25 protein-coding genes are annotated in these 25,616 nt (G+C 59.2%); 14 read left to right on the forward strand and 11 right to left on the reverse strand.

Translation table 11 applies throughout. The features are described from left to right. Positions 1–9 precede the first annotated feature (9 nt). A complete protein-coding gene (locus tag QP802_RS00795) occupies positions 10–915 on the forward strand; it encodes a tyrosine recombinase XerC (protein ID WP_070478864.1) in 906 nt (301 codons plus the stop codon). A gap of 4 nt (positions 916–919) precedes the next feature. Here the strand turns inward: QP802_RS00795 and QP802_RS00800 are convergent, their stop codons facing one another. Further along, entirely contained in the window at positions 920–1,417 is a 498-nt protein-coding gene (locus tag QP802_RS00800; protein ID WP_070362280.1) for a M23 family metallopeptidase, read from the reverse strand. A 302-nt stretch (positions 1,418–1,719) separates the two neighbouring features. On the opposite strand from QP802_RS00800, the gene rpsB reads away from it, so the two are divergent. The 3 genes from rpsB to pyrH all read left to right on the forward strand — a co-directional run bounded on the left by rpsB (position 1,720) and on the right by pyrH (position 4,504). After that, positions 1,720–2,634: a 30S ribosomal protein S2 gene (rpsB, locus tag QP802_RS00805; RefSeq protein ID WP_070362281.1), complete on the forward strand. Its 915-nt coding sequence runs from the start codon at positions 1,720–1,722 to the stop codon at positions 2,632–2,634. A 167-nt stretch (positions 2,635–2,801) separates the two neighbouring features. Next, positions 2,802–3,620: a translation elongation factor Ts gene (tsf, locus tag QP802_RS00810; RefSeq protein ID WP_070362282.1), complete on the forward strand. Its 819-nt coding sequence runs from the start codon at positions 2,802–2,804 to the stop codon at positions 3,618–3,620. 200 nt (positions 3,621–3,820) lie between these two features. Beyond that, positions 3,821–4,504, forward strand: coding sequence for a UMP kinase (gene pyrH, locus QP802_RS00815; protein WP_070362283.1), 684 nt, complete (start codon positions 3,821–3,823; stop codon positions 4,502–4,504). 3 nt (positions 4,505–4,507) lie between these two features. Here the strand turns inward: pyrH and QP802_RS00820 are convergent, their stop codons facing one another. Beyond that, on the reverse strand, positions 4,508–5,599 hold the full coding sequence (locus tag QP802_RS00820) for an amidase family protein (RefSeq protein ID WP_252930797.1): 1,092 nt from the start codon (positions 5,597–5,599) through the stop codon (positions 4,508–4,510). 137 nt (positions 5,600–5,736) lie between these two features. Here QP802_RS00820 and frr point away from each other — a divergent pair, with 137 nt between their 5' ends. From frr to rlmN, 3 genes are read left to right on the forward strand one after another with little or no spacing between them, the layout of a single operon-like run. Beyond that, the gene (gene frr, locus QP802_RS00825) at positions 5,737–6,294 is read left to right on the forward strand and encodes a ribosome recycling factor (protein ID WP_070362284.1); all 558 of its coding nucleotides are present in this window, start codon (positions 5,737–5,739) and stop codon (positions 6,292–6,294) included. A gap of 12 nt (positions 6,295–6,306) precedes the next feature. Beyond that, complete coding sequence (locus QP802_RS00830) at positions 6,307–7,236, forward strand: phosphatidate cytidylyltransferase (RefSeq protein ID WP_083433144.1); 930 nt, start codon at positions 6,307–6,309, stop codon at positions 7,234–7,236. Positions 7,237–7,256: 20 nt separating this feature from the next. Beyond that, positions 7,257–8,354: a dual-specificity RNA methyltransferase RlmN gene (rlmN, locus tag QP802_RS00835; protein ID WP_070478868.1), complete on the forward strand. Its 1,098-nt coding sequence runs from the start codon at positions 7,257–7,259 to the stop codon at positions 8,352–8,354. 93 nt (positions 8,355–8,447) lie between these two features. Here the strand turns inward: rlmN and QP802_RS00840 are convergent, their stop codons facing one another. Next, positions 8,448–8,888, reverse strand: coding sequence for a DUF2631 domain-containing protein (locus QP802_RS00840; protein ID WP_070362286.1), 441 nt, complete (start codon positions 8,886–8,888; stop codon positions 8,448–8,450). Between the two features lie 327 nt (positions 8,889–9,215). Here QP802_RS00840 and dxr point away from each other — a divergent pair, with 327 nt between their 5' ends. The 5 genes from dxr to map all read left to right on the forward strand — a co-directional run bounded on the left by dxr (position 9,216) and on the right by map (position 15,621). Next, complete coding sequence (gene dxr, locus QP802_RS00845; RefSeq protein ID WP_070362287.1) at positions 9,216–10,379, forward strand: 1-deoxy-D-xylulose-5-phosphate reductoisomerase; 1,164 nt, start codon at positions 9,216–9,218, stop codon at positions 10,377–10,379. Positions 10,380–10,406: 27 nt separating this feature from the next. Continuing rightward, positions 10,407–11,615 carry a M50 family metallopeptidase gene (locus QP802_RS00850; protein ID WP_284817443.1) on the forward strand — a complete coding sequence of 403 codons (1,209 nt, stop codon included), beginning with the start codon at positions 10,407–10,409 and terminating at the stop codon, positions 11,613–11,615. A gap of 20 nt (positions 11,616–11,635) precedes the next feature. After that, a complete protein-coding gene (gene ispG, locus QP802_RS00855; protein WP_070362289.1) occupies positions 11,636–12,799 on the forward strand; it encodes a flavodoxin-dependent (E)-4-hydroxy-3-methylbut-2-enyl-diphosphate synthase in 1,164 nt (387 codons plus the stop codon). A gap of 63 nt (positions 12,800–12,862) precedes the next feature. Beyond that, positions 12,863–14,686, forward strand: coding sequence for a penicillin-binding transpeptidase domain-containing protein (locus QP802_RS00860; RefSeq protein WP_256059545.1), 1,824 nt, complete (start codon positions 12,863–12,865; stop codon positions 14,684–14,686). 35 nt (positions 14,687–14,721) lie between these two features. Beyond that, positions 14,722–15,621 carry a type I methionyl aminopeptidase gene (gene map / locus QP802_RS00865; protein WP_256059544.1) on the forward strand — a complete coding sequence of 300 codons (900 nt, stop codon included), beginning with the start codon at positions 14,722–14,724 and terminating at the stop codon, positions 15,619–15,621. A 130-nt stretch (positions 15,622–15,751) separates the two neighbouring features. Here map and QP802_RS00870 read toward each other — a convergent pair whose 3' ends face one another. From QP802_RS00870 to QP802_RS00885, 4 genes are all read right to left on the reverse strand, one after another. Then, the gene (locus QP802_RS00870; protein WP_284817444.1) at positions 15,752–16,198 is read right to left on the reverse strand and encodes a hypothetical protein; all 447 of its coding nucleotides are present in this window, start codon (positions 16,196–16,198) and stop codon (positions 15,752–15,754) included. Between the two features lie 53 nt (positions 16,199–16,251). After that, on the reverse strand, positions 16,252–16,644 hold the full coding sequence (locus QP802_RS00875) for a hypothetical protein (protein ID WP_070362292.1): 393 nt from the start codon (positions 16,642–16,644) through the stop codon (positions 16,252–16,254). A gap of 344 nt (positions 16,645–16,988) precedes the next feature. Beyond that, positions 16,989–18,401: a mycothione reductase gene (gene mtr / locus QP802_RS00880; RefSeq protein WP_284817445.1), complete on the reverse strand. Its 1,413-nt coding sequence runs from the start codon at positions 18,399–18,401 to the stop codon at positions 16,989–16,991. A 3-nt stretch (positions 18,402–18,404) separates the two neighbouring features. After that, positions 18,405–19,409 (reverse strand): alpha/beta hydrolase, encoded by a 1,005-nt coding sequence (locus QP802_RS00885; protein ID WP_256059541.1) that lies wholly within the window; start codon positions 19,407–19,409, stop codon positions 18,405–18,407. A gap of 258 nt (positions 19,410–19,667) precedes the next feature. Here QP802_RS00885 and mqo point away from each other — a divergent pair, with 258 nt between their 5' ends. Next, entirely contained in the window at positions 19,668–21,164 is a 1,497-nt protein-coding gene (gene mqo, locus QP802_RS00890) for a malate dehydrogenase (quinone) (protein WP_070478879.1), read from the forward strand. Between the two features lie 57 nt (positions 21,165–21,221). Here mqo and QP802_RS00895 read toward each other — a convergent pair whose 3' ends face one another. Then, entirely contained in the window at positions 21,222–22,430 is a 1,209-nt protein-coding gene (locus QP802_RS00895; RefSeq protein WP_284817446.1) for a protein adenylyltransferase SelO family protein, read from the reverse strand. Between the two features lie 87 nt (positions 22,431–22,517). Between QP802_RS00895 and QP802_RS00900 the strand changes: the two genes are divergently transcribed. Continuing rightward, the gene (locus tag QP802_RS00900) at positions 22,518–23,486 is read left to right on the forward strand and encodes a class I SAM-dependent methyltransferase (RefSeq protein WP_071572522.1); all 969 of its coding nucleotides are present in this window, start codon (positions 22,518–22,520) and stop codon (positions 23,484–23,486) included. Here QP802_RS00900 and QP802_RS00905 read toward each other — a convergent pair. The 3 genes from QP802_RS00905 to QP802_RS00915 are packed head-to-tail and all read right to left on the reverse strand — an operon-like array spanning position 23,461 to position 25,595. After that, positions 23,461–24,150 (reverse strand): thermonuclease family protein, encoded by a 690-nt coding sequence (locus QP802_RS00905; protein WP_284817447.1) that lies wholly within the window; start codon positions 24,148–24,150, stop codon positions 23,461–23,463. The two genes, QP802_RS00900 and QP802_RS00905, sit on opposite strands and share 26 nt — an antisense overlap. After that, a complete protein-coding gene (locus QP802_RS00910) occupies positions 24,147–24,872 on the reverse strand; it encodes a DUF1648 domain-containing protein (RefSeq protein WP_256041694.1) in 726 nt (241 codons plus the stop codon). The genes QP802_RS00905 and QP802_RS00910 overlap by 4 nt, the downstream gene beginning before the upstream one ends. Continuing rightward, the gene (locus QP802_RS00915; protein ID WP_284817448.1) at positions 24,873–25,595 is read right to left on the reverse strand and encodes a YaaA family protein; all 723 of its coding nucleotides are present in this window, start codon (positions 25,593–25,595) and stop codon (positions 24,873–24,875) included. Between the last annotated feature and the right edge of the window lie 21 nt (positions 25,596–25,616).

Raw genomic sequence — 25,616 nt, forward strand, 5'->3', positions numbered from 1 at the left:
ATACGGGACATGAGTAGCAGCCACGATCAGTCGTCCACCCAGTTTCTCACCGCGGTGGACGACTTCATCGATTACTGCCAACACGTCAAAAACCGCGCCGCGGCGACCTGCAAGAGCTACAAATCGGATCTCACCACACTCGCGCCGTACACACCAGATCTCAACGCATTCACCATCGACGCTCTACGCCACTGGCTCGCCGACGCAGTCCAAGCCGGCAAAGCCCGCTCCACCATCTCGCGCCGCACCGCATCCGCGCGCGCCTTCTCCACCTGGGCTTACCAACACGGCTACATCGCAAAGGACGAAGCAGCCCGCCTGCGCACCCCGAAAGAACAGCGCAAACTACCCACCGTGCTCAGCGCCCCCGCTACCGAGGAACTCATCCGCCCCCACGGCGACACACCAGAAGACATCCGCGACACCGCCATCCTCGAACTGCTCTACGCCAGCGCAATCCGCGTCGGCGAACTCGTCGCCCTCAACATCGACGACCTCGACTTCCATACCAACACCGCAAAAGTCACTGGCAAAGGCAACAAACAACGCATCGTTCCCTTCGGAAACAACGCACACGAGGCACTCACCACATGGCTTCACGACGCCCGGCCAGCCCTCGCCAATAGTGCTAACGCGGGGGCCGAACCGCTGTTCGTCGGCACCCAGGGAAAGCGCATCGACCAACGCCAAGTTCGCCGAATCGTCGAGCGCGCCGGGCTGCAAGCGGGGCAGGCGAGTATCACGCCACACTCGTTGCGACACACAGCGGCCACGCAAATGCTTGAAGGCGGCGCCGACCTACGAATGGTGCAAGAAATGCTCGGGCACTCTAGCCTGCAAACCACGCAGATATACACGCACGTCTCCTCACAGCGGCTCACGCAGATTTACAACCAAGCGCACCCCAGGGCATGAGCCTCTAACGGGTTGGCTTCAACCGAATGGTGGGCGTCGATAGGAGGGAAAGCGGATTGATGTAAGTGTCTTTCGCGATGAGTGCGCCCCAGTGCAGCCCGTCCTGGAGATGTGCCTGCGGCCCCGTCGGCCGTGCCAGCGTCCCAATCGCATCGCCGAGTTTTACTTCGTCGCCTTGCCGCACACGCGCGTGTACAGGCTGGTACGTCGTACGGATGCCATCTGGGTGATCAATACTGATAATGGGCGTGCCTGCTACCTTGCCTACGAAAGCGACTGTCCCGTTGTCTGCTGCTAGAACAGTGGCTCCGACGCGTAGCGCAAGATCAACCCCGCGGTGCCCCGGCATCCAGTTCTTCTCCGGGATCTCTGCGGGCCGTGTAATCCGGGTCGCGTAGGGCAGCCCCGTGGTGGGGTCGACGTACGCAAGAACCTGAGGCGCCAAGCACCACGTGCAAAGTAGGGGAGCAATGGCCGCGAGTAAGCGTGTGAACATGTGCATGTTGCCATTGAGCCCTGAAACCGCGGTAGTGGACAAGGCTGTGGGCATGCAGCCTGTGGAGAAAAACTTGCCTGTGGATAAAGCTCAGGGTTTGTGCAGGTCAAATTAGGTAATCGAGGGATAGTCGACTATGCTTGGCAAGGCAACTTTTCGAAGTTGACTACGCGCGCCGAATAACGCCAGCTCAGCGTTGGTCCCACAGTATGAGGGTGTTGAGCGGGTGCGGTGCTAGGGCGAGGGATAAAAACCCTTGCAGTACATGAACATTAACCGAACGAGATTACTCCAAAGGAGAAATTCCCATGGCAGTTGTAACCATGCGCGAACTCCTCGACGCAGGTGTCCACTTTGGCCACCAGACGCGTCGTTGGAACCCGAAGATGCGTCGCTTCATCTTCACCGACCGCAACGGCATTTACATCATCGACTTGCAGCAGACGCTGACCTACATTGACGAGGCTTTCGAGTTCGTCAAGGAGACCGTTGCACACGGCGGCACGATCCTGTTTGTTGGTACGAAGAAGCAGGCGCAGGAGCCTATTCAGGAAGAGGCTCAGCGCGTTGGTATGCCATACGTAACGCACCGCTGGCTCGGTGGCATGCTCACCAACTTCCAGACCGTTTCCAAGCGTATCGCCCGTATGAAGGAGCTCCAGGCTATGGACGCTGCTGAGAACGGCTACGCAGGTCGCGGCAAGAAGGAAGTTCTGATGCTGACCCGCGAGCGCCAGAAGCTCGAGCGTGTCCTCGGTGGCATCGCTGACATGACCAAGGCACCTTCTGCTCTGTGGGTTGTTGACACGAACAAGGAGCACATCGCGGTCAACGAGGCAGAGAAGCTGCGTATCCCGGTTGTTGCTGTTCTTGACACCAACTGTGATCCGGACGACGTCAACTTCCCAATCCCAGGTAACGACGACGCCATCGGCGCGGTCAAGATCCTGACCCACATCATCGGCGAGGCAGTCATCGCTGGTAAGCAGCAGCGCGAGGAGCGTCAGCTGGCTTCCGCACGTGAGGCTGCAGGCGACACCGACGCTAAGCACCAGGCAGAGGTTGCAGAGGCCGCTGCTCAGGCAGCCGCATCCGCTGAGGTTTCCGCTGCAGACGCTGCAAAGGCAGCTGCTGAGGCTGAAGCTGCTGCGCCACAGGAGGTTGCACCAGTCGAGCAGCCACACGCTGTTCGCGCTGCAGAGCAAGCTCAGCAGGCTAAGTAACTCCGCTCGCAGGACGCGCGAAACGTGTATCCTGCATAAGCGAGTGTGACACCCCGCGTCCTGTTCACGTCCTGGATTATGGGCGCGAATTGGGCGTGGGGTGTTTTGCTTGAAGCATAATTTTACGACGTATTTATCCACTACTGTACGAGGAGGATCGCCCGAATATGGCGAACTACACTGCTGCTGACGTAAAGAAGCTGCGCGAAACCACCGGCTCCGGCATGCTCGACTGCAAGAAGGCGCTGGAGGAAACCGGCGGCGACTTCGAGAAGGCTGTTGAGCTGCTCCGCATCAAGGGCGCAAAGGACGTGGGCAAGCGCGCAGAGCGCAATGCTCTCGAGGGCCTCGTCGCTGTCTCCGGCAACACCATCGTCGAAATCAACTCGGAGACGGACTTCGTTGCTAAGAATGACGAGTTCAAGACCATCGCTGGCAAGATTGCTGACGCTGCTGCAGCAGCGAAGGCAAACAGCCAGGAGGAGCTGGCAAACGCTGACGTCGACGGCGAGACCGCTCACGACGTTCTTGAGCGCCTCTCCGCAAAGATTGGCGAGAAGCTGGAGCTGCGCCGTGCTGCCACCATCGAGGGTGAGCAGCTGGCGAAGTACCTGCACCAGCGTTCCGCTGACCTGCCACCAGCTGTTGGCGTTTTGGTTGCTTACAAGGGCGACAACGCTGAGGCTGCACACCAGGTTGCGCTGCAGATCGCTGCGATGAAGGCTCGCTACCTCAAGGAAGAGGACATTCCGGCAGAGGTCGTCGAGAAGGAGCGCGCTGTTCAGGAAGAGATCACCCGCAACGAGGGTAAGCCTGAGGCAGCTATCGAGAAGATCGTCCAGGGCCGCATGGGCGGCTTCTTCAAGGACGTTGTTCTTCTGGACCAGCCGTCACTTGCTGACTCCAAGAAGACCGTGAAGCAGTTCACGGAGGAGAGCGGCATTGAGGTCACCGACTTCGTTCGCTTCGAGGTTGGCCAGGCATAAGCCTGATGCTTTTTACCGTCGGCGTTGAGGGGTTACCCTCCGCCGGCGGTTTCTTTATGCCCGGTTGCTACAAACCGGACTGAGATCGCTAAGATCGGTCGAGAACAGAATTGTCCTCTACGGCTCGAATTGGCCAACTCTCAAGGAGTGTCCTCACAGTGTCAGAACTTGCGTCTACCCGCACAGGATTCAAACGCGTCATGCTCAAGCTGGGCGGTGAAATGTTCGGCGGTGGAAAGGTTGGTATCGATCCGGACGTCGTCGAAAGCGTTGCTGCACAGATTGCCGAAGTCGCCCAGTCCGGAACCGAAGTAGCGGTAGTGATTGGCGGCGGCAACTTCTTCCGCGGTGCAGAGCTGCAAAAGCGTGGCCTTGACCGTGCACGCTCCGACTACATGGGCATGCTCGGCACGGTGATGAACTGCCTGGCGCTCCAGGACTTCCTGCAGCAGAAGGGCGTCGACTGCCGCGTTCAGACTTCCATCAATATGGCGCAGATCGCTGAGCCCTATTTGCCGCTTCGTGCAGTGCGTCACCTGGAGAAGGGGCGCGTCGTCATCTTCGGTGCTGGCATGGGAATGCCGTACTTCTCTACGGATACCACCGCCGCGCAACGCGCCCTGGAAATTGGTTGCGAGGTGCTCCTGATGGCGAAGGGGGTTGACGGAGTCTACGACGACGACCCTCGAACCAACCCAGACGCACAGCTCTACAGCGAGGTTTCTCCCCGCGAGGTGCTCGAAAAGGAACTCAAGGTTGCCGATGCCACCGCGTTTTCGCTGTGCATGGACAACAACATGCCGATCCTCGTGTTCAACCTGCTCAAGGAAGGCAACATTGCCCGCGCGGTATCCGGCGAGCAGATCGGTACCCTTGTTTCCTAAGAATTAATCGGGCAGCCCAAAATGTTCGACGGTGCGCGCTACCGAAAGTAGCGCGCGTCCGCCAACTGTGACTGACCCAAGGTGGAGCGCCCCGACTGCGACAGCGGGGCTGCCCATCACATTGAACAGCGTGCACCAGGGCGTCCACACTGTTTGTTGGTAAAAGCTCTCATCCGGGGCGAGGGAAGAGAAGTAGCCAATTGGTGGGGGATCAAACGCAATCGTGGGGGTGAGCACGATATCCACGTCCCACTCGTGCTGTACGTGTCTTAGTAGGTGCGCGAAGTGGTCATTCGCTGAAAATAGTTCTTCTGGAGTTACTGCGCAACCTTGTGCGTGCATCCATGCGAGGTAGTGATTGTCGAGTGGCTCTACGTTGCGGAAGCTGCTCGTGATGCGGTGTCTGAAGTGCTCAAACGTTGATTGTGCATCCGCATAGGGGCGAAGAGACACTACATCATGGTGTTTCCCGAGCTCACGTGCAGCGGCCTCTAGGGCATCACCGCGGCTCGTTGAAACAGTGGTGTTGGCGAAGAGGCCGTCGATAAGTACTCCGATGCGCAGTTTGCGTACCGCGGTGGGGTGATGTCCGTACAACTCAAACTGGTCTGCGACGCTGCGCGTGATAAAACCATTCGCGACTGCCCCGCGTGTTCCAGGCTTGTAACCAACGGCACCGCAGGCTGCAGCCGGGACTCGCAAGGACCCTCCAGCGTCCGTGCCGTGTGCAGCACGGTACAGCCCACTGCCCACGAGCACTCCGGCGCCTGCTGAAGAACCACCGGGCGTGCACCCAGGGAACATGGGGGACTCTAAAAGTGGTGAGTGGACTTCTTCGGCGTAGCACGTCGCCCCTAGCTCGGCTGTCAGTGACTTTCCAGGGATGGCTGCCCCAGACTCAAGCAGTGCTGCGACGATTGGGCTGTGCTCTTCCGCGATGACGCTGCGTGACGGGTTGCCGTGCGTGGTGGGCATTCCAGCGACATCCGTTCCGTCTTTGATGGGGATTTGCCACGATGAAAGTCGGCCCTCAGCAGTGCGCAATGGAGTCGGGTGTGTATAGACCATCGCGGCACTGGCGGGGGAGTAAAGCATGGGGACAGTCTAGGCGTAACTTGCCTTGAATTCTGCCGTTCCCCGTCAAGCCACGACACGGCTGGGAGTGAAACGCTGGTAGATTGGTGTGCGACTTATTTGTCCCGAACGCTTTGTACAGAAGAAGTGGAGTAAAAATGATTGATGACGTGTTGCTTGATGCCGAAGAGCGTATGAGCGCTTCTGTCGATTTCACCCGCGATGACCTCGTAACGATTCGGACTGGTCGCGCTAACCCTGCCATGTTTAATGGCGTCATGGCTGATTTTTACGGTGCACCAACCCCGATCAACCAGATGGCGACGATCTCTGTTCCGGAGCCACGCATGCTGCTGATCAAGCCGTACGACATGTCAACGCTCAAGGAAATTGAGACTGCCATCCGCAACTCTGATCTCGGCGTCAACCCGACCGATGACGGGCAAGTCATTCGCGTCACGATCCCACAGCTGACGGAAGATCGTCGCCGTGACCTGGTCAAGCAGGCCAAGCAGAAAGGTGAGGACGGCAAGATCGCTATCCGTAACGTCCGCCGTCACGGTATGGAAGCACTGAAGAAGATCCAGAAGGACGGCGACGCCGGCGAGGACGAAGTGCAGACCGCAGAAAAGGCACTGGACAAGACCACCCAGGGCTACGTGGCACAGATCGATGAGCTAGTTCAGCGCAAGGAAGCCGAGCTGATGGAGGTCTAAGCAGACCTTTCGATGAATAGAAAGCACCGCTACGTGAAACACTCGACAGATCAGTCAGGACCATCGGGCTGGCCCCGCATCGCGCCGCCCAAGCCGAAAAATGATGCGGGTCGCGACCTGCCAGCCGCCATCACGACCGGGGTCATCCTCGGCGCTGTGGTGATCGCTGCTGTGTGGGTTGGCCCTATGGCCTGGTATCCGCTTGTCGCCATCGCTGTAGCAGGTGGGATGTGGGAGGTGCTTACCCGTCTGCGGGAAGCGGGCTACCAGCAGCCGCGCACACTGCTGATCATCCTCGGTCAGATCATGGTGTGGTCCTCCGCTGCCTACAAAACCGCTGGCGTAGTTGGCGCTTTCGCGTTCACAGTGCTGTTCCTGATGTTTTGGCGGCTGTTCGACCACGGCAGGCACCAAACGCCGACCAACTATCTCCGCGACACCGCCGTGGGAGTGTTCGTCCTGGCGTGGATTCCACTGTTTGGAAGCTTCGCTGCGATGGTTTCACTTATCGACGAAGGCTCCGTCAGTGGTTCAGCGTTTATTGTCGCGTTCATGTGCTGCGTGGTGGCGTCTGACGTTGGGGGGTACGCTGCAGGCGTGATGTTTGGTGCGCACCCGATGGCGCCGGCTGTAAGCCCGAAGAAGTCCTGGGAAGGATTTGCGGGCTCGATGATATTCGGGATCATTGCAGGCGTCGCGGTGGTCACGCTACTGATCAAGGGCCCGTGGTGGATGGGGATCCTTTTGGGTGCCGCACTGGTTATGTGCGCCACTATGGGTGATCTCGTCGAAAGCCAATTCAAGCGTGAACTCGGTATCAAGGATATGTCCCAGATACTGCCTGGACACGGCGGAATCATGGATCGCTTAGACGGTATGTTGCCAGCAGCGTGCGCAACGTACATTCTGCTCAGCGCTTCCGCATTGATGAATCCGTTCTAACGTGCAAAGATGGGGCAATTATGACTGAGACCCCAACACTGCCACTTCTGACCCCAAAGTTTGGTATGCCGCCGAAGCACTTCGCTGATTTGTCGAGCGAAGAGCGCATCGAGGCCCTGAAGTCTCTTGGTCTGCCGAAGTTCCGTGCGGACCAGATTGCGCGCCACTACTACGGCAAGTTTGAAGCAGATCCCCTCACGATGACGGATCTGCCTGCCGCACAGCGCGAGAAGGTAAAAGAGGCTCTTTTTCCGACGTTGCTGACTCCAGTACGTCGGGTAGAGACCGATGAGGGGGACACCACCAAGACGTTGTGGCGGCTGCATGACGGCATTCTCCTGGAGTCTGTGCTGATGCGGTACAAGGACCGTGCGACTCTGTGTATCTCCTCACAGGCGGGTTGCGGAATGGCTTGTCCGTTCTGTGCGACCGGTCAGGGCGGTCTCGATAGAAACCTGTCAACTGCGGAGATCGTCGATCAGGTGCGAGCTGCAGCAGCCATGATGCAGGAGGAAGGCTCCCGTCTTTCCAACATCGTCTTTATGGGGATGGGAGAGCCGCTGGCGAACTACAAGCGCGTGGTCAGCGCAGTACGCCAGATCACGAGTCCAGCGCCGCAGGGATTCGGGATTTCTCAACGCAACGTCACTGTGTCAACGGTTGGTCTCGCGCCGCAGATTCGAATGCTTGCCGACGAAGGCCTCTCCTGCACGCTCGCGGTTTCCTTGCACACCCCTGATGACGAGCTGCGCGACACACTGGTGCCGATGAACAACAGGTTCTCCGTGCAGGATGTGCTGGACGCAGCCCGCTACTACGCGGATACAACAGGGCGCCGCGTATCGATTGAGTACGCGTTGATTCGTGACATCAACGATCACGATTTCCGCGCCGACATGCTCGGCAGGAAGCTGCATCAGGCGCTAGGGCCGCTGGTACACGTCAACCTTATTCCACTGAACCCAACTCCGGGCTCGAAGTGGGACGCGTCCCCGAAGGCACGCCAGGATGAGTTTGTTCGTCGTGTGATTGCGCAGGGTGTGACGTGCACTGTCCGTGACACGAAGGGTCAGGAGATCGCTGCGGCCTGCGGCCAGCTCGCGGCGGAAGGCGAGTGACGTTGCGCCGAGTTTAGGTGCGCGAAAACGGCGCCACCCTCAACCTGTGAGTGGGGTGGCGCCGTTTATTGCTATTCGGTGTAAAGCGCGAAACTAGTGAATGCTCTGCTGCTGTGCACCGCGCAGTGAATTGAGACGCGCCGGATCGATGTTGAGGGCGCGCAGCTCGCGCTCATCGAGCTCGGCGTATGGGCCGGTCATCGTCTGCTGCGCGTAAATCCAGTCCGGCTCCTTGTGGCCAGCAGGCTTGTTGTGCGAGGTGACCGTGCGCACCTGGCTGAGCTTCGGCTGCAGTCCGTGGAAAATTAGTGCAACTGCAATCAAAACTGCAAATGCGAGCAGCCAAATCGTTTCTACGTGGCCGTGGTGGTTACCGAAGTTGTACGCGAGCAAGAAGATCACCGAGATCCACCCTGCGAGTTGAATCGTGCGCGGCTTGAACGCGCTCCACCCGAAGCGGGCGGAAGGGACGTCAGCTTCAGAAACGCCGTTATATACCTGTGGAGCTTTGTCCTGAGGGTGAGCCACTGCCATTCTCCTTGAGCTGTAGTCGTCCGCATCGGTTCGCATTACTGTGTATGCGCCCGGGGGCGGACATGCTAAATCTGTGTGTACTGTGCATTATCTTTTCATATTGCAGGGCGCGATGGCACTGTGTAGCCCCCAATGAGTTCAAACTTTCGCATCATGTACGTGAGGGCCAGCGGGGGAGGTGCGCTCGTGGGTGCGATGTGTGGTGGTGGGAATGACAGAGTATCCCCACGGTCGTATGTGCACATCTTGTGTATGCACCACGACGAGCGGTGGTCAAAAATACTTTAAGGAGAAACTAAGTATCTATTTTTGTCGTGACGTGCCACAATGGAGGTTGTGAAAAAGGTTCTGATTCTTGGATCGACAGGCTCTATCGGCACACAGGCTCTCGATATCATTCGGAAGCACCCTGAAGACTTTGAGGTTGTCGGCATCGCGGCAGCAGGGCACAACCCTGAGCTTGTTATCCAGCAGGCACAGGAGTTCAATCTGCGCCCAGAACAAATTGCAGTGCAGCAGCTCGACCCTGCGAAAGATGTTTCTCGCGCTGTAGGTGATGTCATTATCACAGGTGAGGACGCCGCTGCGGTTCTCGTTGAGATGCAAGACGCAGACATCGTGTTGAATGCACTTGTCGGTGCGGCAGGTCTTGAGTCGACGCTTGCGACGCTTCGCAAGGATGGCGTGCTAGCTCTGGCGAACAAGGAATCACTGGTTGCTGGCGGTCAATTCGTCATGGAGAAGGTGAAGCCTGGACAGCTCGTGCCGGTCGATTCTGAGCACTCTGCGATGGCCCAGTGCCTGCGCGCAGGGAGCCGTGCTGACGTTTCACGGTTCGTCCTTACTGCTTCGGGAGGCCCGTTCCGGGGGTGGACCCGCGAGCAGATGATGGAGGCAACTCCGCAGCAGGCCGGGCAGCACCCGACGTGGTCGATGGGCACTATGAACACCTTGAACTCCGCCACGATGGTGAACAAGGGACTGGAGCTGATCGAGGCGACGCTGCTGTTTGGTATTGCGCCCGACATTATTGATGTCGTGGTGCACCCGCAGTCGATTGTGCACTCTGCTATCACGTTTGCCGATGGTGCGACGATTGCGCAGGCTTCGCCGCCGTCGATGATGTTGCCGATCTCCCACGCCCTTGCTTGGCCGGAGCGTATCCCGGGTGCACAGCCAGCGCTGGACTTTTCGCAGGCGAGTGAGTGGACGTTTGAGCCGCTCGACGACGAAGCTTTCCCCGCGGTGCGTCTCGCTCGGGAAGCTTCAGCGATGGGGGACCCATACCCAGCGGTGTACAACGCTGCGAATGAGGTGGCGGTGGAAGCATTCCTTGCAGGCAAGATTCGTTTCCCGCACATCGTTGACGTGATTGGATATGTCCTTGACGCGGCAGGGGCGTTTGCTTTTGCGCCGACATCTATCGAAGATATTCTTCACGTGGATGCTGGTGCACGCCGGGCGGCAAAGGAAGTAATCGCCCAGCTGTAAACCAGCCTGAAAGGCAAGGAGCAGCGAGTGGGCGTTGTAGGAATCATACTTTTTGCCCTGGGTATTACAGTCTCTATCGCGCTCCATGAGGCCGGACACATGTTTACCGCACGCGCGTTTGGGATGCGCGTGCGGAGATATTTTGTGGGCTTTGGGCCGAAAGTGTGGTCCGTCAAGAAGGGGGAGACGGAGTACGGCATTGCGGCACTGCCTCTCGGCGGATTTTGCGATATCGCAGGGATGACCGCGCAGGATCCTGTCACTGAGGAGGAAGCTCCCGTTGCGATGTACCGCAAGCCGTGGTGGCAGCGCATTGCCGTGCTGAGCGGTGGCATCGCGATGAACCTGCTGATCGGGGTTGTGGTGCTGTACTTCGTCGCTGTATTTGCTGCAATCCCGAACCCGTACGCTGACCGGACCCCAACCGTAGGTGAGCTGCAGTGCGCTCCCGACCAGATTGATGAGACTCATCTGGCAGAATGCACCGGTAATGGGCCTGGCTATGATGCAGGTTTGCGTGAAGGGGATAAGCTACTCGCCGTTGATGGGGAGGAGCTCACCACGTTTCCAGCGTTGAGGGATTATGTGATGCAGCGTCCGGGGGAAACAGTCACGCTTACTGTGATGCGTAACGAGCAAGAGCTTGATATTGCAGTTCCACTCGCGACCGTGTCCAGGATCGATCCAGCGACCGGTGCGTCCTTTGAAGCGGGGGCGATCGGTGTCACTAGCGCGCCAGTGGAAGACGCGATGCGCCAGTTCGGTCCGCTCGAGGCTGTGCCAGCTACGGCTGCGTTTACGGGCCAGATGCTGAATGCGACTGTCCATGGCCTTATCGCGTTCCCGTCGAAGATTCCTGGTGTTGTGGCTTCAATTTTTGGTGCTGAGCGAGAGCTTGACGGTCCAGTTAGTGTCATCGGCGCTTCTCGCGCAGGCGGGGAGTTAGCGCAACAAAGCATGTGGCCGATGTTCTGGATGATGTTGGCGAGTCTCAACTTCTTCCTCGCGCTGTTCAATTTGATTCCCTTGCCGCCCCTGGATGGTGGGCATATAGCAGTAGTCCTGTATGAGAAGATTAGGGATGCGCTTCGCAGGTTGCGGGGGCTCGATCCTGGTGGCCCTGCGGACTACCGCAAGCTGATGCCGGTGACATACGCGATGGCCGCTGCACTGCTGACGATTGGTGTATTTGTGATGCTTGCGGATGTGGTCAACCCAATCAAGCTGTTTGGGTAGCAGTGCTAGAGTAAGCAACTATGAATCTTCCCATCGGTTTAGGTATTCCTGAAGGCCCAGCGCCAACGCTCGCACCTCGTCGAAAGACTCGTCAGCTGATGGTTGGCGGTGTGGGAGTTGGGTCGGATCACCCGATCACGGTCCAGTCCATGACCACGACGAAGACACACGACATTAATGCTACGCTGCAGCAGATCGCGCAGCTGGCTACCGCGGGCTGTGACATTGTGCGCATTGCCTGCCCGAAGACAGTTGACGCAGATGCTCTTCCAGCGATTGCGGCGAAGTCACCTATCCCGGTGATTGCGGACATCCATTTCCAGCCGAAGTACATCTTCGCAGCGATCGATGCCGGGTGTGCTGCAGTGCGGGTGAACCCGGGCAACATTAAAGAGTTTGATGGTCGTGTGAAGGAAGTCGCTAAGGCTGCAGGGGACGCTGGTATCCCGATTCGCATTGGTGTCAACGGTGGCTCGCTCGATAAGCGCCTGCTGGAGAAGTATGGCCGGGCCACCCCTGAGGCGTTGGTTGAATCCGCGATCTATGAGGCTGGCCTGTTCGAGGAGTACGGCTACGGCGATATCGCCATCTCCGTGAAGCACTCTGACCCAGTGCTCATGGTGGAGGCGTACCGCCAGCTCGCTGAGAAGACCGACTACCCGTTGCACCTCGGCGTGACTGAGGCCGGCCCGAAGTTCATGGGCACTATTAAGTCCTCCGTCGCATTTGGCGCGCTGCTTTCACAGGGCATCGGCGATACAATTCGCGTTTCGCTCTCTGCGGACCCGGTGGAGGAGATCAAGGTCGGTGACCAGATTTTGCAGTCGCTGAACCTGCGCCCGCGAAAGCTTGAGATTGTCTCCTGCCCGTCCTGTGGCCGCGCACAGGTGGATGTGTACAAGCTCGCTGAGGAAGTGACTGCAGGCCTCGAGGGCATGGAGTACCCGCTGCGCGTAGCTGTCATGGGTTGCGTCGTCAATGGTCCTGGCGAGGCCCGCGACGCCGATCTGGGCGTGGCTTCCGGCAATGGCAAGGGGCAGATCTTCGTGAAGGGCGAGGTTGTTGAGACCGTTCCTGAGTCGAAGATCGTCGAGACGCTCATTGCCCATGCGCAGCGAATTGCTGAGGAAGAGGGGCTCGAAGAGGTCGAGGGCGCACGCGCAGAAGTCAAGGTTACGCGCTAGATAGTCTGCTCGCGGGGAGTGGCGCAGGCGACGTTTGCTCAGTGACCTTGGTATTTTAGGTCCATGCAACGTCTCCTCGCTTTGCTCCTGAGCGTAGTTTTCACGGGCGCGCTGGCCACCGCCTGCACACCGCGCCCGAATGATGTTGAGCCCGTCGCTCGTGAGTTTCTTGACGCCCTCGTGAGTCTTGACGGGTCTAATTTTCAAGATCTTGTCGACGTCCCCTCCGACGCCAACGCATCATTCCTAGAAACGGTCGAAGGGCTCCAAGCTGAGGCGCTGGAGGCGACGATCAACGACGTCAATCAAAGTGACAACCTAGCTACCGTCTCGTACCACTTGAGGTGGGGCCTGCCGAAAGAACGTACGGTCGAGTATGACTCGCACATGACGCTGACCCAGATCGGCGAGAAGTGGACCGTTCGTTGGCAGCCCAGCATTTTGCACCCACGTCTTGGTGCGCAGCAACATCTGGAACTGCGCCCTGTGGCCGCATCCAAGGCGAGCGTTGTCTCCTCCGATGGGGTAGAACTCTTGCGGCCTGGTACTGCGTTCCGCATTCTGGTTGAGAAGCATGCCGTGCGTGACATTCCGGACACCGCACGCCGTATTTCGTCCTTCCTCCAAGATGCCCGTGGCAAATCTTCTGCCGTGGCAGACATTCCGGCCGACGAGCTCGAACAGAACCTCGCCCAGGCTCAGGGAACGTATTCGGTTGCGATGGTGCCTGCGGAGTTCGGTGACGCCGCTAAGGCGGCGTTTAGCTCCGTGCCTGGAGTGCGCATCAACGAAGAAGCGGCCATGGTCAACATCGAACCTGATTTTGCGCCGGATATGCTTGCCCGCGTTGGTGAGTTGGTTCGCGAGGACCTTATCGGTGACGACGGCTGGAGCGTGAGCGTGGTCAACGAGCACGGCGCCGTGTTGGAAGACGTTGAGCGACACGCACCTGCACCCGCTCCAGCTATTGAGGTAAGCCTTGACCACAGCGTGCAATTGGCAGCTGAACGAGCGTTGGAGCCCTACGCGGGGCGGCAGGCAATGATTGTTGCTATCCGCCCGTCGGATGGTGCGGTGCTTGCCGTTGCACAGACTCGTGACGCTGACCGTGAAGGCAATCTTGCCACGATGGGCCAGTACCCACCGGGATCGACGTTTAAGATCATTACCGCCGCGGCAGGCCTCGAGCGCCAGGCCCTTACTCCGGGTAGTACCGTGCCCTGCCCGGGTACCATGAACCTCTATGGCAGGACCGTGACGAACTACGCCGGATTCTCTCTCGGCAACGTCTCACTACAGTCGGCATTTGCGCACTCGTGCAACACGACATTCGCCGACATTTCGACGAAGCTCGCCCCGGGTGAGCTTCGAGATATCGGCAAGCAGTTCGGGCTTGGACTCGATATGAAGATCCCTGGCCTGGAGACGATCACCGGCTCCATCCCGGTAGGCGAGGAGCCACTCGACCGAACAGAGGCTGGATACGGACAGGGCCATGACCTTGCGAGCCCGTTCGGGATGGCGCTCGTGGCTGCGTCTGCCGCGAATGGCTCAATGCCGACTCCATACCTGATTAAGGGAGCAGAAACTGAGCTGAGCGAGTCGGCGCCTCGTATGCCGGATGAGGCATGGCACCAGCTGCAGGAAATGATGGCGGCGGTGACCGCTCCGGGGGGTACCGCGGCGGGGATGACCGCCGGTGGTGATATTCGCGGCAAGACCGGTGAAGCCGAAATCAACCAGGGCTCACATTCTTGGTTCACCGGCTACCGTGTCGACGATGACATAGCATTCGCTGCCTTGGTCGTGCTTGGCGGCGGCTCGGAGGCTGCAGTCGCGTTGACGAATTCGATGCTGGTGAATCTCGACCAGTCGCGCGGGGGTTAGTTCGACCTCAGTAGGCAGGTACTACTATGGGGCGCATGAGCAAACGAGGAAAACTAAAGCAAGAAGCGTCCACCCCAATCCGGAAGGTTCCGAAGGACATTGAGCGTCCCGAGTACGCCTGGAAGGGCGACGTACAGGAAAACATCGGCGAGCCGTACGTGCAGGACGCCGAGACGATCGAGAAGATGCGCGAGAGCTCGAAGATCGCAGCGAATGCACTGGCGGTTGCGGGCGCAGCAGTGAAGCCTGGCGTGACGACGGATGAGATCGACCGCGTGGCCCACGAGTACATGCTTGACCACGGAGCGTACCCGTCCACGCTCGGCTACCGTGGCTTCCCGAAGTCCTGCTGCGTGTCTTTGAACGAGATTGTGTGCCACGGCATCCCGGATAGCACTGTGATTGAGGACGGCGACATCGTCAACATTGACGTCACCGCGTATAAGAACGGCGTCCACGGTGATACAAATGCGACGTTCCTCGCTGGCGATGTCACTCAGGAGCATAAGGATCTGGTCCAGCGCACGTATGAGGCGATGATGCGGGGCATCAAGGTGGCGAAGCCCGGCCGTGAGATCAACGTGATCGGCAGGGTTATCGAGTCCTATGCGAAGCGCTTCGGCTACAACGTGGTGACCGACTTCACTGGTCATGGTGTTGGTCCTACGTTCCACAACGGACTCGTGGTGCTCCACTACGACTCGGATGCATACCGGGACATCTTGGAGCCAGGCATGACGCTGACGATCGAACCGATGATCAATCTCGGCGCACTGCCGTACGATATTTGGGATAACGGCTGGACTGTGCAGAACCGCGACGGCAAGTTCACAGCTCAGTTTGAGCACACCTTGGTGATTACGGAGGACGGCAACGAGATCCTCACCATTCCGGACAAGGATGTTGCGGAGGGGCAGCTGATGTTGGGAGTGTAACCAACTCTCAGATATAGCTGATTCGCTGTTGGTGTCGTTGTAAGGCACCAACAGCGATTCTTTTTACCCAAAAGAAAACTGCCCTGTCGCGTGTTGCGACAGGGCAGTGGCGTTTCCTAAGAGGCAGATCTTAGAGCTTGATCAGGCCGTTGTAGGAAGCGAAGTTGAAGCCAGCGATGATCAGGCCAACCAGTGCGCCGATAGAAGCGATGACAGTGCCGTCGATCCAAGCGCGTGCCCACTGAGGGACAGCCGCAGCGTCAGTCTCTTTACCGAACGCATCGGTGACGTAGAAAGGCTTGTCGGTGTCATCGTAGTAGTGGGAGGAACCAGCGCCAGAGAACAGGCCCTTGGTGCCCTCGGAGATGACCTTGCCGGCTTCCTTGTCGCCTTCCTGCTTGCCCGTGAAGATTACCTGGCGGTCAGCCTTAGGCTTAGGCGTCTCGGTGGCGGTTGGGACGGTCTCTGGCTTTGCAGGAGTATCGGTCTTCTCTGCTGCGGAAGCGGTGGCAATGCCGCCAAGAGCGACAGTCAGTGCGGTTGCGGAAGCAACAGCTGCGGTGCGGAAGTTACGCATTGAGTTTCCTTCTTTCGAAATTTATTGATTCAGTTGCGGAAATCCGCGATTACTTACTTGGCTGCTGGCAGACCGTGAACAACGAAGTTGTATGCAGGTCCAACGATCAGGCCGACTGCTGCAGCGACGGAGGTGAACACGGTGAGGACGTAGCCCAGCTGTGCCCACTTTGGCTGCCCTTTAAAGTTATCCTTGGAGGAGCCGAAGATCTCGCGACCGTCTGCAGGGTTTGCCTGGACCTTGCCGTCCTTTTTCTCCCAGGCTTCAAGGCTGTGGCCGATCTTGGTGGAGGAGCCGCCCAGACCCTTGGAATCTTCAATCACCTTCGGGGCGTGGGTGGTGGTCGGAGCTGGTGTGCTCTCTTCAGCAATAGCGACGGTTGCGGAGCCGAATGCTACAGCGACAGCGGTAGCGCCTGCGAGGGCTGCCTTACGGAAATTACGCATGAAACGAAATCCTTCTCTGATAGATACTTACAAGACGTCCGGGTGGAAGTTCGGAGAAATCCAGAACCTGTGAAGGCCCTAGGACCGATAGCAAGCCCCATGTGGACTCTGCCCGGTGTCGGTGACCTACTTTAGACCAACGCGGGCAAGATTGCACAAGTTATCCCAAAAAATTCGTGAGAGAACTTTCAGTAAGCCCGCGTATGGCCTGCTGCACCAACAGGGGAATCGTCGCTCGTGTCACATGTGTTACACATGGTGAAGTCACCTGGGAAAATGTGCTCGCTCATGAGGGTTACCTTGCCTAAACTGACTACTACCCCGTTTTGGGGTGGCGGCAAGTTTTAATCGCCGATAAATACAAGGTCAAGACCAAGAAGCGCGTTTTCGATAACCTCCGGCAGGGCAGGGTGGATCCAGTACTGCTTGCGCACAACTTCTCGAAGGTCCATGTCGAACGCCATGATGGTGATCAGCTGCTGGATGAGCGTGGAGGCTTGTGGACCAATAAGATGGGCACCCAGGAGTCTCCCAGTTTTCTTGTCGGCGACAAGCTTTACAATGCCCGAGGTGTCCTCGAGCGCCCAGCCGTAGGCAACGTCGCCGTAGTTCTGTTGCTTCACGGTGACGTCGTAGCCTGCGTCTTGCGCCTCTTTTTCCGTGAGGCCAACTGTGGTGATCTGTGGCTCGGTGAAAACGGCGAAGGGGACATGCTCGTGCGGCATGACGCGGTACTCGGATACTGGGGCGCCATTCATCGCCGCCAGTAGGTTGTGGCGCACCGCGCGCATCTCCGCGTTGGCCACATGCTTGAGCTGATACGGGGAGGACACGTCACCGAGAGCCCACACGCCAGGGCAGGAGGTGCGCCCGTAACTATCGACGGCCACGCGACCGTCATCTTCCATATCGATGCCCGATGCCTCGAGCGACATCTGGTCGCCGTTCGGGATACGGCCCATGCCAATCAGGAGGTGCTCGCTGGTGATGGTGGTGCCGTCGTCGAGCGTGAGGGTTACACCGTCGTCGTTGTGTTGAGCGTCGCGGACGTTGCCGAAGTGGACGTCGAAACGCTCTTGGGCGAGCTCATTGAAGCGCTGCGTGATGTCCTTATCTAACGTGCGCAGGAATGGTGAGCGATTGATCACCGTGACCTTGGTGCCGAGGGCGTCAAAGACGTGAGCGAACTCCATCGCGATGAAGCCACCGCCAACGATTGTCAGTGATTTGGGGAGCTCCGGCAGGCGCATGATGTCTTCGTTGGTGTGGAACGGCACGTTCTTTGCCCACTCGGGGATGAAGGGGCGCGATCCCGCGGCGATCACAACTTGATCCGCGGAGATCGTGCACGCGTCATCGCCGATACCGGTGGAAATTGTCTTCGGGGCGACGAATCTTGCGTGCTGGTCGAAGACGGTGACGTTGGGGCACTCGTCGCCACGGCGGTAGGCTTCGCCACCCTCAGCGATCTTGTCGATGCGCTCGGTGAAGACGCGGCCGACGATTGAGGGCCAATCGACGCCTCGATATTCGAGGTCAACACCGAGCTTCTTGGACGTGCGGGCCTGGTATGCGGCGTCTGCGGCGAGCACATACATCTTTGTCGGAATGCAGCCGACGTTGAGGCATGTGCCGCCGAAGGTGCCTTTCTCCACGATGGCAACCTTCTTGTCGTCGAACTCTGGGGTAAGGATCGAGTTGCCGGACCCGGTGCCGATAATAATGAGGTCAAAATGCTCGTCTACGTGAATGCTCATTGGTTACTCCTTAGGTGTTGTGAGGGTCTGCAGCCACTGGATGGACGCGCGGTAGGCAGCTGTGCGCGAGTAAGGCTCGGAAAGGAAGACGTCGTGGCGGGCGCCATCGATGGCGACGGTGGTGGTGTCGTCGGCGACGTGGGGCGCCCAGTAGCTGATCTGGTCGACGTCCAAGATGGTATCCGCGGTATCAGCAGCTGGGGTGTACTCGTCTTTCAAAAAAGAATGCGAGGAATGCAGGACCAGCGTTGGAACACCAGCGTTTATCGACCCCGAGTGAATCTTTGCCTGCGCCTGAAGCACAGCGCGCATCCAGCCGAAATATTTCCGATGCCCGGAGATCGGTTTCCACTGCTTGTTGAAGGACCATGAACCATGATCCTCGTAGTGGAGAGATTTACCGTAGGCGGTGAGACTTCCTCCTGGGAGTGGCAGCAGCGGAACAACTTTGCCGAGAGTATTGATGACTGGCTTGAACACCGTCGTCATTGATTTCGGAAACTGCAGGTCCAACCAGGGACTGTTCAGAATGATGCCGGCTACAAGTTCGTGGACTTCGGGGTTGTTGCGGCGCATCTCATCGGCCCACAGTGGCGCGATAAGCCCGCCCGTTGAGTGTGCGAGTAGTACTACCTGGCCGTGTTCCTGGGCTACGTACTGCACCGCTTTCGTGATTTCCGGGAAATAGTGGGACATATCCCGGGTGTAGTGCCAGCGCTCACCTCGCTGTCGAGAGCGCCCGCAGCGACGAAGGTCGAGTGCATAAAATGGATAACCCTGTTCGTGGAAATACTCGGCCACATGATCCTGGAAAAAGTAATCGGACATGCCGTGAATCCACAGTAAGGCTGGTTGTCCAGGTTTGGACGGTGGCGCTGGGCTCGTTCTTACGAGTGTTGCTACGACCGGCTGGTGGGTATCAGGGTCTTCCCCGAGGGGGAGCGTAAGTTGTTCGAATCCGTCCCCCAATATGTCTGGTTGCCAGTGGTTGCTCCTAATTTTGGCCATGTAGGAATGGTAACGGACTGGCTAGGAACTTGCTTGGGCTGCGCAAGTAGCCATGTTTGCCATTTGGTCTAGGGGGTGGGGGCGGGTGTAAGGGGTGGGGTGGCTGCAAGTATGAAGCAAAAACAAAATGTGGGCATAAGGGGTAACGTAAGGTGGAAACTATTCAGCCAACAAGCGTATGGTTAGAGAGGTTACGCACCTGCCTGAGGTGTGCGTTGCACTCGTACAACGATATGGATCGAAGAGGGAATATTACTAATGTCTGAGACGGGCAACATCCAGTACGTTGATGAGGTTGACGTACTGCATATCGGCGCCGGAATTATGAGTGCCACGCTGGGAGCAATGATCCGGGAGCTTGAGCCGGAGTGGACTCAAGCAGTGTATGAGCGACTTGAGGGGCCAGCGCAAGAGTCCTCGTACCCGCTCAACAACGCGGGTACCGGGCACTCTGCGCTGTGTGAGTTGAACTACACGCCTGAAAAGAATGGGCAGATTCAGATTACAAAGGCGCTCGCGATTAATGAGAAGTTCCAGATCGCGCGCCAGTTCTGGTCCCATCAGATCGACAATGGCAAGTTGGGGGACCCAAGCGAGTTCATTCACCCAGTCCCGCACGTTTCGTTCGCGCAGGGGCAGGACCAGATCGACTACCTGCGTCGCCGTTACGAGGCCCTGTCTGCGAACCACATGTTCCCGGGTATGCAGTTCTCGGCGAATGAAGAAAAGTTTGCTGAGAAGCTTCCGCTGATGGCGAAGGGCCGCGACTTTGGTGCTGAGCCTGTTGCAATTTCCTGGATGGACGCGGGTACTGACATTAACTACGGTGCGCTGACTCGCCAGTTTTTCGACGCCTCCGAGAAGGCTGGTACCCAGATCCACTACGGGCACGAAGTAGTGAATCTTAAGCGCGAGGGCAAGCTGTGGAATGTCACCGTCCGCAATGTCCACACAGGCGACAAGCATGTCGCGCGTGCACGTTTCGTGTTCGTAGGTGCAGGCGGCTACGCTCTCGACTTGCTGCGTAAGGCAGGCGTGCCGGAGGTGCACGGTTACGCCGGGTTCCCGATTTCCGGCATGTGGCTGCGTACCAACAACCAGGAGCTGGTCGCGCAGCACCAAGCGAAGGTGTACGGCAAGGCAAAGGTGGGCGCGCCCCCAATGTCCGTTCCGCACCTTGACCTCCGCGTTGTTGACGGTGAGCAGTCACTACTGTTTGGCCCGTACGGTGGTTGGAGCCCGAAGTTCTTGAAGAAGGGCTCGTACTTGGACCTGTTTAAGTCGATTCGTCCGGATAACATTCCGTCCTACCTTGGTGTCGCTGCGTCAAACATCGGCTTGGTGAAGTACCTGGTGGAGGAAGTCTTCCGCGATTTTGACGGCAAGATCGACGTGCTGCGTCAGTACTACCCGGAGGTAAACCCTGCCGACTGGGATGTGGCTGTCGCAGGCCAGCGTGTCCAGGTGATTAAGCCTGCACGTGCACCGAAGTTTGGTTCGCTCGAGTTCGGTACCGCGCTGGTCAACGACCAGGACGGCACGATCGCGGGCATCCTGGGTGCGTCGCCGGGTGCGTCGATTACCCCGGCTGCGATGATTGAGCTGCTGGAGCGCTGCTTCGGCGAGCGCATGGTCTCCTGGGGCGACAAGTTGCGCGAGATGTTCCCGACCTACGGCGTATCGCTGCGCGATGACAAGGCGGCGTATGAGAAGCAGTGGGAGTGGACGCAAAAGACGCTTGGTCTGCAGGCGTAGTAGCAGCTTGAAAGTATCGGCCACACGGCTTCCGGTTGTACCGGCGCCGTGTGGCTTTTACGTTCCGCAGAACGTCGTGAATGCGCCGTCAGGTTCCTTCTCGAGCATCCACGGCTCCCCGGCGTCCGGGTCGTATGGGTGGGTGACTGCCTGGAGCAAAGCGGTGAACGGACTGTAGTCGCCAACGTGCTCGACCGCGTCGAGTGCGTCTTGTAGCGCGAAGTTTTTCGGCACATACAACGGACCTGGGCGTCCGTTGACGCCGTGTTTACGGTTGTAGGCGGCGAGGTCGTCGACACCTCCTAATGCATCGAGGCCTTCCGGTCCGAACCAGCGCTTGGTGGCGCCCTCCCAGCGCTCAGGGATAGTGGTAAGGATCTCGTTGGCCCGTGATTCCGGCATCAGCGGTAAGAGTGCTTCCGCAAGACGTACGAGGTTCCACACAATCACGTTTGGCTGGGCTCCGAAGCAGTAGCGCCCATGCCGATCGATGGATGAGAAGCATGAGTGCGGGTCAAACCCTTGGGTGAAAGCGCAGGGCCCGTAGTCGATGGTTTCGCCGCTGAGTGCGGTGTTGTCCGTGTTCATGACGCCGTGCACGAACCCGTATCTCATCCACTGCGCAACCAGTTCGAGCTGCTTGTCGACGACCACCTCCAGCAGCCTTTCCGCGGAATCGAATCCTGCGGCGTGCACGACGGCTTCCAAGAGCTCATGGGACTGGGTCGCGGCGTACTGCACCGAGCCAACGCGTAGGTGGGAGCGCGCGACGCGGACCACAATGCCCGCTGGAACGGGGCCACTGCTGCGCATGACTGTCTCACCAGTGCTGATAACGGCGAGGGCGCGTGTGGTCGGAACTCCGATTGCGTGCATATGTTCCGAGACCAGGTACTCGCGCAGCATTGCGGTCAGTGGGCCTTGCCCGTCGGAGCCCGGGCGGGAGAAAGGGGTGCGCCCGCTTCCCTTGAGCTGGATCTCGTACCCGTTGCGGTCGCCGAGGAGGGTTGCGCGGCCGTCGCCAAGCAGGGGCACGAACGCGCCGAATTGGTGGCCTGCGTAGGCAGTTGCCACCCCGCCTGTGGCACCGCACATCCAGGCGATGCCCTCATCGCTTCGGAGCCACTCCGTGTCGAGGTCGAGCTCGGACGCGACTGACTCGTTGAGGTAGCTCACCTGGGCGTTGGGGAAGTGCGTGGGCGCCACCGTGCCGACCATGCCTGGGAGTGTTTCCGCAAAGTGTTGGTGGAGCTCGGGGTAATGCATGCCAACAGCCTAAACTGTCTGGGCAAGGAGCAAAAGGAGAGAACATGCAGCAGTACCTGGTGTTGACGCAGTGGGAGGTAAGTGGCCGTGCGCGCGCTTGACCGGCTGATCTGGGAGCAGGCGAGTGAACTCGAGGGGTTCGAGTCAGCCGACATGCTCATCGTGTGCAACGACCCGACCGGGGCGCTTGTGCGTGCCGGGGTGGAAAGCGGGAAGCGTGTCGTCGTCGCGGACACGGACTACTCCCGCTGCCGGCAAGCAGCAGCGTTGGGCGCAGAGGTCGTCGGTGATCAGCGCCTCGACGAGTACCTGGCGGGGTTGTCCGGTTCGTGCGTTGCGTTGGGAGAGATGCCGAAGTCGCTCGCGCGCCTTGACTACCTCGCGCGCAGTATCGCGGGCGCAGGGTTTACGCAGGCGGACGTCGTGTTGGGGGCGAACAACAAGCACCTGAGCCGCACCATGAATGGTGTGCTGGCGCAGTCCTTCGTTGAGGTGCACGCCACGCGGGGTAGAGGTAAATTCCGCTGCCTCGCGGCGCGTGACCCAAAGCCTGTGTCCTACACGCCGGTAGAAGAAAACGGGTTCGTTGCCATCGGAGGCGTCTTCGCGGGGGCGCGGGCGGACTACGGCGGGCAGTTGCTGCGGTCGTGTCTTCCGGACGCCCCCGGCGCGCTATTGGACCTCGGTTGCGGCAATGGGGCTGTTTCGAAGGGGCTTGAGGGGGAGGTGTGTGCCACGGATGCTGATGTGGACGCGGTGCTTTCCGCCCGCGCGATCGGTATTGACGCGACTTGGGATGATGCCGGAAGCAAGTTTGCCGACGCCTCCTTCGACACCGTGGCGCTCAACCCTCCATTTCACGCGGGCACGACCGTGGACACGACGCTGGTGGAGCATCTGCTGAACGCATCGCATCGCCTGTTGAAACCGGGCGGTCAGCTCTTCATAGTGTTCAACTCGCACCTGCCGTACCGTGCCCAGGTCGCGAAGCGTTTTGCACAGGTGGAGCAGGTGGCGAGGAACTCGAAGTTTACGGTGTTGACAGCTCGTCGATAAGGCGTTGCTGTTCGTCGAGGTACTCCATGGCGGGCTCGCGGAACGTGAAGTTTCGCGTGCGCTTCACGCTGTCGCGCAGTGCGTCGACGTAGTGCTGGCAGCGGCCGGCAAGCCCGCGGTCACCGGGGGAGCGCTCGAGCTCCTCGATGCCGGTGGTGAGCATCTCCAACGTCACCTGTTGCGTGGGCTCGGTGAACCAGCACTCGGGCCCCAGCCCGTAGATACCGAGCGAATCGCGCACCGCGGGTGCGGCTTCTGCCTCGAGGCGCTGCGTGAACTTCGTGTTCGGCGCGTACTCGACGACGCGGGCAAACCCCTCGGACACCATCACGGCGTTGACGAATTGGCCGTCGCGAAACACTCCGGCAAGTGTGCGCCCGTAGCGGTCGGTGCGCTCCTGGTCGTATTCGAGGCGTACGCCCGTGCCTTCGGGGAGGAGCTCCTCGAGACGCCGGGTTGCGTCGTCAGCTAAGCACTCGCCACGCTCCGGAGTGTCAATCCCGAGCAGGCGAACGCGCTCTTGCCCAGCGGGGCCGTCGACAACGATTGTGTCGCCATCGACGACGCTCGCTACGCGTACTTCCGGGGCATCGACTTGCTGCCAGACCCAGCTGCCGACAGCGAGCAGCACAATCGCAGCGAGGAGCCCAAACACCTTTTTCATAGCATGGCCACCAGCACGGTGAAGAGCGTGTACACCACGATCGAGACCACCATCCGCATTAAATACTGCTTGCCCAGCCGCTGCCCACGGTTGATGATGATGCGAGTCGGGCGAGACGAAATCGATATTGCGGCCATCGGATCGTTCGGGTCGTTGTACATGCCCACGAGAAACTCGTCATCAGCGCGGTCCATCTCCTCCGCATCGGGTTCGATCTTCTTCGAGGACGTCAGCCGCACCATCAAGATGAGGCTTCCCGCGACAACCAGGATGGTGAACGCCACCCAAATAGCGGGGGCAAGCCACTGCATGTGGGCAAACGCTGGAAGGCGCGTCGTGGCGTCGCTGACCAGAAACGCGACAGCAATCGCCACTGCGAACCACCCCATGAAGCGCCAGGTCATGTGCACAAGCTGTTCCACTCGCTGCGCAACACTCACGGAGTACGGCACGGAGGCGCTTCCAGGAACCGGCTGCGGCTGTGCGAGCTCACGTGGGGGAAGGCATGCAAACATCAACAGGGCAGTCGCCACCGAAACCAGCGGCATCATCAGCACGTGCAGCATCGTCTTCGGCTCCCAACTATCCGCCTGGCCCGACGCGTCAAAATGCGTCGCAACAGGGTCAGGAATACTGTCCCAGTACAGCAGCAACAGCGCCACGTGCGCCAGCAGCACAATGACAGCAACACCCCACGGCTTCCAGTTCACCGGCGCACCCATCTACGTTTCCTCCACCACAAGCGTCAGCACCAAACCATGAACCTCGACAGCATAACCCGCGGCCTCGGCAACCTCGGCGACCTCACGTATCGACGCCACCTCCGGCCCGCACGCCAGCGCCCTGGCCAGCAGCCCCTTGTAGTGCTTATTAAAGTGGCTGACCACCTTGCGCGACCCATCCGGGGCAACGGACTCCACCCGGACCGTCACCGCGCCATCGACAGGCCCAAGCTTCTCGTAGGCGCCAGAACGCATATCCACCACGAACAACTCCTGCGAAAGCGCCTCCGAAACCGCTGACCCCCAGCGTGCCCGCATCGTCGGCAGCGACCCATCCGCAGCAGGCACCTTCGACGAGGCAGAGACCCGGTAGCGCGGAATCATGTCATCAGCACGCACAACACCAAACAGCGCCGAGCCAACCGCCAAACGGCGAATCGCATCATCCGGCAACGTCTCAGGAACCAGCGCGTCATACAGCACCCCCGTATAGCGATAAATCGCAGGCATCACCGGGCCAGTGCGCAGCGACTGATTCTCCACCGCCTCCTCCCGCTTCGTCTTCGGGATCTTGAGCAGCCCCATCATCTCGTCTACGTCCATTGCGGAGAGGTCGTCGAAAAGTGAAGCACGCACCGAATCAAGGGCAGGGAAGGAGACAGACATGGCGTCGCGCTCGCCGCCGGGCGCCTTCGTCTCGGAAGGAGGGAGCAGGATCAACATGCAACTCACCCTAGCGCTAAG

The sequence above is a fragment of the Corynebacterium sp. UMB10119B genome (genome assembly GCF_030228125.1).
Lineage (GTDB): Bacteria > Actinomycetota > Actinomycetes > Mycobacteriales > Mycobacteriaceae > Corynebacterium > Corynebacterium pseudogenitalium.

Coding starts and splice junctions, on each gene's coding strand:
- QP802_RS00875 (WP_070362292.1), bottom strand. CDS start 16,644: ATGCGTAATTTCCGTAAGGCAGCCCTCGCAGGCGCTACCGCTGTCGCT.
- QP802_RS00905 (WP_284817447.1), bottom strand. CDS start 24,150: ATGAAAAAGGTGTTTGGGCTCCTCGCTGCGATTGTGCTGCTCGCTGTC.
- QP802_RS00895 (WP_284817446.1), bottom strand. CDS start 22,430: ATGCATTACCCCGAGCTCCACCAACACTTTGCGGAAACACTCCCAGGC.
- QP802_RS00795 (WP_070478864.1), top strand. CDS start 10: ATGAGTAGCAGCCACGATCAGTCGTCCACCCAGTTTCTCACCGCGGTG.
- frr (WP_070362284.1), top strand. CDS start 5,737: ATGATTGATGACGTGTTGCTTGATGCCGAAGAGCGTATGAGCGCTTCT.
- QP802_RS00915 (WP_284817448.1), bottom strand. CDS start 25,595: ATGTTGATCCTGCTCCCTCCTTCCGAGACGAAGGCGCCCGGCGGCGAG.
- rlmN (WP_070478868.1), top strand. CDS start 7,257: ATGACTGAGACCCCAACACTGCCACTTCTGACCCCAAAGTTTGGTATG.
- rpsB (WP_070362281.1), top strand. CDS start 1,720: ATGGCAGTTGTAACCATGCGCGAACTCCTCGACGCAGGTGTCCACTTT.
- tsf (WP_070362282.1), top strand. CDS start 2,802: ATGGCGAACTACACTGCTGCTGACGTAAAGAAGCTGCGCGAAACCACC.
- pyrH (WP_070362283.1), top strand. CDS start 3,821: ATGCTCAAGCTGGGCGGTGAAATGTTCGGCGGTGGAAAGGTTGGTATC.
- QP802_RS00870 (WP_284817444.1), bottom strand. CDS start 16,198: ATGCGTAACTTCCGCACCGCAGCTGTTGCTTCCGCAACCGCACTGACT.
- map (WP_256059544.1), top strand. CDS start 14,722: ATGAGCAAACGAGGAAAACTAAAGCAAGAAGCGTCCACCCCAATCCGG.
- ispG (WP_070362289.1), top strand. CDS start 11,636: ATGAATCTTCCCATCGGTTTAGGTATTCCTGAAGGCCCAGCGCCAACG.
- QP802_RS00800 (WP_070362280.1), bottom strand. CDS start 1,417: ATGCACATGTTCACACGCTTACTCGCGGCCATTGCTCCCCTACTTTGC.
- QP802_RS00820 (WP_252930797.1), bottom strand. CDS start 5,599: ATGCTTTACTCCCCCGCCAGTGCCGCGATGGTCTATACACACCCGACT.
- QP802_RS00830 (WP_083433144.1), top strand. CDS start 6,307: ATGAATAGAAAGCACCGCTACGTGAAACACTCGACAGATCAGTCAGGA.
- dxr (WP_070362287.1), top strand. CDS start 9,216: ATGGAGGTTGTGAAAAAGGTTCTGATTCTTGGATCGACAGGCTCTATC.
- QP802_RS00885 (WP_256059541.1), bottom strand. CDS start 19,409: ATGGCCAAAATTAGGAGCAACCACTGGCAACCAGACATATTGGGGGAC.
- QP802_RS00910 (WP_256041694.1), bottom strand. CDS start 24,872: ATGGGTGCGCCGGTGAACTGGAAGCCGTGGGGTGTTGCTGTCATTGTG.
- mtr (WP_284817445.1), bottom strand. CDS start 18,401: ATGAGCATTCACGTAGACGAGCATTTTGACCTCATTATTATCGGCACC.
- mqo (WP_070478879.1), top strand. CDS start 19,668: ATGTCTGAGACGGGCAACATCCAGTACGTTGATGAGGTTGACGTACTG.
- QP802_RS00860 (WP_256059545.1), top strand. CDS start 12,863: ATGCAACGTCTCCTCGCTTTGCTCCTGAGCGTAGTTTTCACGGGCGCG.
- QP802_RS00840 (WP_070362286.1), bottom strand. CDS start 8,888: ATGGCAGTGGCTCACCCTCAGGACAAAGCTCCACAGGTATATAACGGC.